The sequence below is a fragment of the Clostridia bacterium genome (genome assembly GCA_019683875.1).
Classification (GTDB): domain Bacteria; phylum Bacillota; class Sulfobacillia; order RBS10-35; family Bu92; genus Bu92.
The window spans coordinates 1-7468 of record JADGHN010000086.1 but is presented as its reverse complement, the minus strand read 5'-3'; the positions used below and the strand labels follow the sequence as shown (position 1 = coordinate 7468).

Genomic DNA, 7468 nt, shown 5'->3' with positions numbered 1-7468 from the left:
GCCGAACTCCCGCTGCAGGTCCATCAAGAGGTTGATGATCTGCGACTGGATGGACACGTCCAGGGCGCTGACCGGCTCGTCGCAGACGACGAGCTTCGGCTTCAGCGCGAGCGCCCGCGCGATGCCGATCCGCTGCCGCTGGCCGCCCGAGAACTCGTGCGGGTAGCGCCGCCCGTCCTGCGGCTGCAGGCCGACGATCTCCAGGAGCTCCGCGACGCGGCGCGCCCGCTGGGCGCGCGGGACGCCGTGTACGGCGAGCGGCTCGGCGATGATCTCGCCCACCGGCATGCGCGGATCCAGCGAGGCGTACGGGTCCTGGAAGATGATCTGCAGGTCCCGGCGGATGCGGCGCATCTGCGCGGGCGTGAGCTTGCGCAGGTCCTTGCCCTCGAACAGGATCTCGCCGTCCGTCGGCTCTTCCAGGCGGAGGATGGTGCGGCCGGTCGTCGTCTTGCCGCAGCCGCTTTCGCCGACCAGGCCGAACGTCTCCCCGGCCCGCACCTCGAACGAGACGCCGTCGACCGCGCGGACCCACCCCTGCGGCCGGCCGAGGAGGCCTCCAGTGATGGGGAAGTACTTCTTCAGGTTGCGGACTTGCAGGATGGGCGTGCCCGGCTTCGGCGCCGCGTCGTGGCCGTCCGCGCGCGGCGCCAGCGCGTTCGCGCCGGACGTGGCCGGCTGCCGGGTGGAAGCCGCCTGATCGGATGCGGGCATCAGGAGACCGCCTCCTTCTCGCTGGGGTAGAGGAAGCAGCGCACCACGCGGCCGTCGCCCAGCGTGGTGACGTCCGGGTGCTCCGCGCGGCAGCGCGCCATCACGTGCGGGCAGCGCGGGGCGAACGTGCAACCCCGCGGCCGGTTCAGCGGGCTCGGCACCACGCCCTCGATGGCCGGCAGCGCCGTCTTCCGCTGCGTGTCGAGCCGCGGCATCGACCGCAGAAGGCCTGCCGTGTACGGGTGCTTCGGCTCCGCGAAGACCTCCTCGACCGTGCCCTCCTCGACGACCTCGCCGGCGTACATGACGACGACGCGGTCCGCCATCTCCGCCACGACGCCGAGGTCGTGCGTGATGAAGAGGATGCTCATGCCGAACTCGTCGCGCAGTTCCCGCATGAGGTCCAGGATCTGCGCCTGGATCGTCACGTCGAGCGCGGTGGTCGGCTCGTCCGCGATGAGGAGCTTCGGCCGGCAGGCCAGGGCCATGGCGATCATCACGCGCTGCCGCAGGCCGCCGGAAAGCTGGTGCGGGTAGGCGTCCATGCGCCGTTCCGGGTCCGGGATGCCGACGCGCCGGAACATCTCGACGGCCTGCCGGCGCGCTTCCGCCGGAGTCACCTTCTGGTGCAGGCGGATCGCCTCCATGACCTGCATGCCGCAGGTGAACACCGGGTTCAGGCTGGTCATCGGCTCCTGGAAGACCATCGAGATCTGGTTGCCGCGGATTCTGCGCATCGTCGCCTCGCTGGCCTTGGTGAGGTCGGTCCCCTCGAAGAGGATCCGCCCCTGGACGATGCGCCCCTGATTCGACAGCAGCCGCATGATCGACAGCGCGGTCTGGCTCTTGCCGCAGCCGCTCTCGCCGACCAGCGCGACCGTCTCGCCGCGCCTCACGGAGAAGCTCACGCCGGCGACCGCGGGGACGACGCCGTCTTCCGTCTTGAAGTAGGTGTGCAGGTTTTCGATGCGGAGAAGCTCTTCCTGCTGCGTGCCTTGCGCCACCGCGACTCACCTCACTCTTGCCGGGAACAATTCCGCCGCCCGCCGGCGAACCCCTTTCGCGCCCGGCGCAGGGGCGCCGGCGCGAAGCGGGCGCGGCCCGCGCCGGCGCTGGCCGTGCCGGCGCTGCCCCTGCCGGCCCGCGCCGCCCGCGATTCGACCGCAATGAATCGTTGCGCCCGCGACTTGAAAAAGCCCAATTCGTTGCAAGCGTCGCCGTTCCTGCTGCGACGCGCCCGGCGCGTTTCGACACATTCTGCGTTCGGCGCGCGCCGGCAGCAGGGAAACGCCGGGATCCGGCGAATCTCCGAGGCCAAATACCGTTCAATACTGTTAAACCGCGGTCCAGTCTCCTGAACAAGGCCCGTTGACGGCCGTGTTGGCGCGGTCTCTAGAAAGAAGGCGCGCCGGGGATTGGCCGCGCCGCGCGCGGGAGGGTGCGGCGTGAAGACGTACGTCATCAAGCGTGTCATCCAGATGGTGCCGGTGCTGTTCTTCACGTCCGTCATCATCTTCGGCATGGTCCACCTCTCGCCCGGGGACCCGGCCATCATCCTGGCCGGCGGGCACCAGACATCGCCGGAGACGCTGGCGCAGATCCGGGCGAAGTACCACCTGGACAAGCCGATCGTCGAACAGTACCTGCTTTGGGCGCGCGACGCGCTCCACGGCAACCTGGGCGTGAGCTTCCGCCTGCAGCAGGACGTGACGAGCCTCATCCTGCAGCGGTTGCCGATCTCGCTGGAGCTCGTCGGCCTGGCCATGCTCCTCACGGTCCTCATGGCGTTCCCGCTCGGCATCGTCGCGGCCGTCCACGAAGGCCGCGTCGTCGACTGGATCGCCTCGCTGCTCGCGTTCATCGGGGTCGCCTCGCCCGTGTACTTCACCGGCATCCTGGCCGTGCTGCTGTTCGCCTTCCACCTGGGCTGGCTGCCGGCGTTCGGGACGGGAGACGGCTTCGCCGACCGGCTCGCGCACCTGCTCCTGCCGGCCGCCGCGCTGGCGCTGAACATGGTGGCGCTGACCTCGCGGATGATGCGCGCCAGCATGCTGGAGACGCTGAACGCCGACTACATGCGGACGGCGCTGGCGAAGGGCGTCTCGTACTGGCGCGCGGTGCTCAAGCACGCGGCGCGCAACGCCCTGATCCCGGTCGTCACCGTCACCGGGTTGCAGGTCGGGTTTCTCCTCGTGGGAAGCGTGCTGGTCGAGTACACGTTCGGCATCGGCGGGCTCGGCAGCCTGATCGTCGACGGCGTGCAGAACAGCGACTACCCCATCGTGCAGGGGACGACGCTCTTCGTCGTGGTGGTCTTCCTCGTCATCAACCTGATCGTCGACCTGCTCTACGCGCTCATCGACCCGCGCGTTCGCTACAACTGACGCCAACGAGGAGGTTCGTCCATGGCATGGTACCGCGGCCGACACGCCACCGCCCTCGCCGAACCGCCGCTGCCCGAAGTCGACGGGCCATCGCCGGCGACGGCCGAGGACCGCGTGCGCGAGGCGGCCAAGCGGCGGGGGTGGAGGACGTCACCGCTCTATAAGAACAAGGCGTATCTCTTCGCCCTGGTGGTGGTGGCGGCCATCGTGGCCGTCGGGGTGCTCGCGCCGGTCCTGGCGCCGTACCCGCCGAACCGGCCGGATCTGGCCAGCTCGCTGTCCGCGCCTTCGCATGACCACCTCCTGGGCACGGACAAGCAGGGGCGGGACATCCTCAGCCGTCTCATCTGGGGCACGCGGACGACGCTCCTGTCCGCGCTCTTCGTCGTCTTCATCTCCGAGATCATCGGCGTGCCGCTCGGCCTCGTCGCCGGGTACTTCGGCGGCTGGGTCGACGCGCTCATCATGCGCGCGTGGGACGTCCTCCTGGGCTTCCCGGCGCTGCTCCTGGCGTTCGTGATCGTCGCCGTCTTCGGCCGTGGCCTCACGAACGCGGTGATCGCGCTCGGGATCGTGTACGTGCCGATGATCTCGCGCATCGTGCGCGGCGTGGTGCTGGTGCAGCGGGAGCTGACGTACGTGGAGGCGGCGCGCGCCATCGGCGCCGGCCACCTGCGGGTGCTCGGCCACATCCTGCGGAATTCGCTCTCGCCGATCCTCGTCCAGTCGACCATCGACCTGGGGTACGCGATCCTCGACCTCGCCGCGCTCTCATACCTGGGTCTCGGCGTCCAACCGCCGACCGCGGACTGGGGTGCGATGCTCGCCGACGGCCGGGAGTACCTCATCCTCTCCCCGTACACGGCCGTGGCGTCGGGGCTCGCCATCATGCTCGCCGTCGTCGCCTTCAACCTCTTGGGCGACGGCCTGCAGGCGCACTTCGACCCGAAGCGGCGCCGCTGACGGCGGCGCCCGCGACCGCCCGCGCGCCGGCCAGGCGCGCGAGGGCGGGTGGCGGCAAGGGACCCGGGGGCGCGCGGGAGACCTGCGGCAAGAACGACGACGCGGACCGGCTCCGCCGATCGGCGGGCCGCGCGAAACTTCGAAGGAGGAGATGCACTTGCGGCGACGTTGGCAGGAACGACAGCGGAGGTTCGCGAGGGCCGCGGCCCTCCTGCTGGCGGCCGGCCTGCTCGTGGCCGGTTGCGGCAGCGGGGCGCCCTCGGGCCAGAACGGGGGCACCGGCGGAAGCGAGACCAGCCAGGGCGGGCAGATCCAGCCCGGCGGGACGCTGAACATCGCCATGACGGGCGACATCGTCTCGCTGGACCCGGCCTTCGCGTACGACTTCACGACGAACCAGGTCGTCGACCAGATGACGGAGGGGCTCCTGAAGTTCGACGCGCAGGGCCACGTCCAGCCGAACCTGGCCGAGTCCGTGGAGAACCCGGACCCGACGACCTACATCTACCACCTGCGCAAGGACGTCAAGTTCTGGGACGGCAATCCGATGACGGCGGACGACGTCGTCTACAGCATGCAGCGCGTCATGGATCCCAAGACGGCGTCCTACGTGGGCTGGATGTACGGCAACGTCGACAAGGTCGTGAAGGTGGACGACTACACCGTCAAGGTGACGCTCAAGCAACCGGACGCCTTCTGGCAGTACGTGCCGGCTACCACGGCGGGGCACGTCGTGGAGAAGAAGTGGATGGAGAGCCACCCGAAGGCCGGCAAGCCGGAGGAGGGCATCATGGGCACCGGGCCGTTCATGTACGTGTCCTGGACGCCCGGGCAGGAGATCGTGCTCAAGAAGAACCCGAACTACTGGGACAAGTCGGCGGGCGGGCCCTACCTCGACAAGCTCGTCTACCACGTGATCCCGGACGGCACCACGATCGTCGCCGGGCTGAAGACGGGCGAGATCGACTTCGCCATCGACGCCGTCCCGTCCGACCAGCTGGCGCTCGTCCAGAAGATGGACAACGTCGCGCTGAAGATGATCACGGGCGACCAGGTGAACTACGTCGCCTTCAACAACTCCCGCGAACCGTTCACGGACCCGAAGATCCGCCAGGCGTTGAACTACCTCATCGACCGCAAGGCGATCGTGGACAAGTTCGCGCACGGCGCGAGCGACCCGGCCGGCCCGACCCTCGTGACGCCCGGCCTCTGGACGCTCGGCGATCGGAGCAAGTGGGAAGAAGCGTACAAGGCGCTGCCGGACTACTCGTACAACCCGGAGAAGGCGAAGGAACTCCTGAAGCAGTCCAGCCGGCCGAACGGCTTCAGCTTCAAGCTGCTCGTCGACCCGGACCCGGTCCGCACCGGCGCGGCCGTGCAGCTTCAGGCCGAGGCGGAGAAGATCGGCATCCACATCCAGATCGAGAAGGTCACGTGGCAGCAGCTGGCGACGCAGCTCCTCGGCAAGAAGGACTACGACGCGGCGATGGACATCTGGGGCAGCGACTTCCCGGATCCGGCCGGCAACCTCTTCCCGACGTTCCTCTCGACGAACACGGGGGACGGCGGCTCGAACCAGGTGCTCTACAAGAACCCGAAGGTCGACGAGCTGCTCCACCAGCAGAACGGGCTGACGGATCCGGAGCAGCGCGCGGAGATCCTGCGGCAGGTGCAGTCGATCATCGCCGAGGACGTGCCGATGATCGCGATCGACTACCCGAAGCAGACGCTCGCGATCAACAAGAAGGTGTCCGGCTACGACTTCTCGGCGCTCTGGTACTGGGACGCCTACGCGAAGAACCTGCACTTCACCAAGTGACGGGGAGGCGAGGCCGACATGCGCATCGCGTTGTGCCAATACGCGCCTGAACGCGGCGACCTCGCCGGCAACCTCGCCCGCTCGCTCGAGTGGCTCGAGCGGGCGGGCGAGGCCGGCGCCGACCTCGTCATCCTGCCGGAGCTGTGCACCACCGGCTACACGCTGGGCGACGGCTTCCTCGACGCGGCCCAGCCCGTCCCGGGGCCCGCGACGGACGCGTGGGGCAAGGTGGCGCGCAAGCACGGCATGGACATCATCGGCGGCATCGCGCGGCGCCACCCGCACATGGAGAGCATCGTCTACAACTCCGCGGTGTACGTCGACCGCGACGGCGTGGTCCGCGCGATCCACGACAAGGTGATCCTGCCCCTCTACCTCCACACCTGGCTGGGCGAGGGGGAGGCGGTCGTGATCGAGGAGCCCGAGATCTTCCGGCACGGCGACCGCATCCGCGCCTTCGACACGCGGTTCGGGCGCGTCGGCATGCTCGTGTGCCAGGACGCCGTGTACCCGGAGTACACGAGGGAGCTGGCCCTGCAGGGCGCGCGGCTCGTCGTGCACATCCTGAACGGGCCGGCCGTGACGACGCAGCACGAGGAGGACATCACCCCGGAGACGACGCGCGTCCACGCCTTCGACAACGGCGTGTTCATCGCCCTCTGCAACCGCGTGGGGCGCGAGCGGTTCGAGTGGCACGGCCGCGAGTTCACGGCCGAGTTTTACGGCGCCTCCCACGTGTGCGACCCGCTCGGCAACTTCGTCGCGAAGGGGCCGGCGCGGGAGGAGGCGCTTGTCACCGCGGACGTCGACCTGGAAAGCGTGGCCCGCGCGCAGTGGTCCATGAAGCTCCTGCGCGACTGGCGCCCCGAGCTCCTGCGCTCCTTCCGCGAGGGCGACGACCCGTTCTTCCGGGCGTGAGAGAGGCAGTCGGAGAAAGGAGTGGTGACGTTGGCGAATCGCAAGGCGTTGTGGCGGCTGCTCGCCGCGCTTTCCCTGGCGACGCTGTTCCTCTCGGCCTGCGGCGGCTCGTCGCTCGGGCCGGGGAGCGAGGCCGGACAGGCCAGCGAAGGCGGCGCCGGGGGCGCCGGGGCGGGCGGCAAGGCGATGACCATCGCCTACAAGGACGACCTGGCCACGCTGGATCCGGCGATCGGCTACGACTGGACGAATTGGCCGGCCGAGAAGATGGTGTTCGACGCCCTGCTCGACTACGACGACACCACGAACCTCGTGCCGGGCCTCGCCGAGAGCCTGCCGGAGGTCAGCCCGGACGCGACGACCTGGACGTTCCACCTGCGGAAGGGCGTGAAGTTCCAGAACGGTCGCGAGGTCACCGCGGACGACGTCGCCTACACGATCACCCGCGTGCTCGACCCGAAGACGAAGAGCCCGGGCTCCGGCTTCTACACGGGCATCGAGGGCGCGCAGGACTTCGTCGACGGCAAGGCGACCTCGGTCTCGGGGATCAAGGTGCTGGACAAGTACACGGTCCAGTTCAAGCTCTCCGCGCCGGACGTCACCTTCGGCAACAAGATGGCGCTGAACTTCGCGTTCATCGTGCCGAAGGAGGAGGTCCAGAAGTGGGGCG

The 7468-nt window shown here is 69.1% G+C and carries 7 protein-coding genes; 5 read left to right on the top strand and 2 right to left on the bottom strand.

The window, feature by feature from the left end:
- Together IRZ18_07390 and IRZ18_07385 are read right to left on the bottom strand one after the other, a co-directional pair.
- A partial coding sequence (locus IRZ18_07390) for an ABC transporter ATP-binding protein (protein MBX5476925.1) occupies positions 1-714 on the bottom strand: 714 nt, incomplete at its 3' end.
- Complete coding sequence (locus tag IRZ18_07385) at positions 714-1718, bottom strand: ABC transporter ATP-binding protein (GenBank protein ID MBX5476924.1); 1005 nt, start codon at positions 1716-1718, stop codon at positions 714-716. The genes IRZ18_07385 and IRZ18_07390, both read right to left, overlap by 1 nt.
- Before the next feature lie 441 nt (positions 1719-2159).
- Here IRZ18_07385 and IRZ18_07380 point away from each other — a divergent pair, with 441 nt between their 5' ends.
- The 5 genes from IRZ18_07380 to IRZ18_07360 all read left to right on the top strand — a co-directional run.
- Positions 2160-3098, top strand: a complete 939-nt coding sequence (locus IRZ18_07380) for an ABC transporter permease (GenBank protein MBX5476923.1) — start codon at positions 2160-2162, stop codon at positions 3096-3098.
- A 21-nt stretch (positions 3099-3119) separates the two neighbouring features.
- Complete coding sequence (locus IRZ18_07375) at positions 3120-4061, top strand: ABC transporter permease (GenBank protein ID MBX5476922.1); 942 nt, start codon at positions 3120-3122, stop codon at positions 4059-4061.
- A gap of 157 nt (positions 4062-4218) precedes the next feature.
- The gene (locus tag IRZ18_07370; protein MBX5476921.1) at positions 4219-5880 is read left to right on the top strand and encodes an ABC transporter substrate-binding protein; all 1662 of its coding nucleotides are present in this window, start codon (positions 4219-4221) and stop codon (positions 5878-5880) included.
- 18 nt (positions 5881-5898) lie between these two features.
- On the top strand, positions 5899-6798 hold the full coding sequence (locus IRZ18_07365; GenBank protein ID MBX5476920.1) for a carbon-nitrogen hydrolase family protein: 900 nt from the start codon (positions 5899-5901) through the stop codon (positions 6796-6798).
- A 186-nt stretch (positions 6799-6984) separates the two neighbouring features.
- A partial coding sequence (locus tag IRZ18_07360; protein MBX5476919.1) for an ABC transporter substrate-binding protein occupies positions 6985-7468 on the top strand: 484 nt, incomplete at its 3' end.

Bases quoted from the DNA above. Each gene is read 5' to 3' on its own strand.
- IRZ18_07375 (MBX5476922.1), top strand. From the start codon at position 3,120: ATGGCATGGTACCGCGGCCGACACGCCACCGCCCTCGCCGAACCGCCG.
- IRZ18_07365 (MBX5476920.1), top strand. From the start codon at position 5,899: ATGCGCATCGCGTTGTGCCAATACGCGCCTGAACGCGGCGACCTCGCC.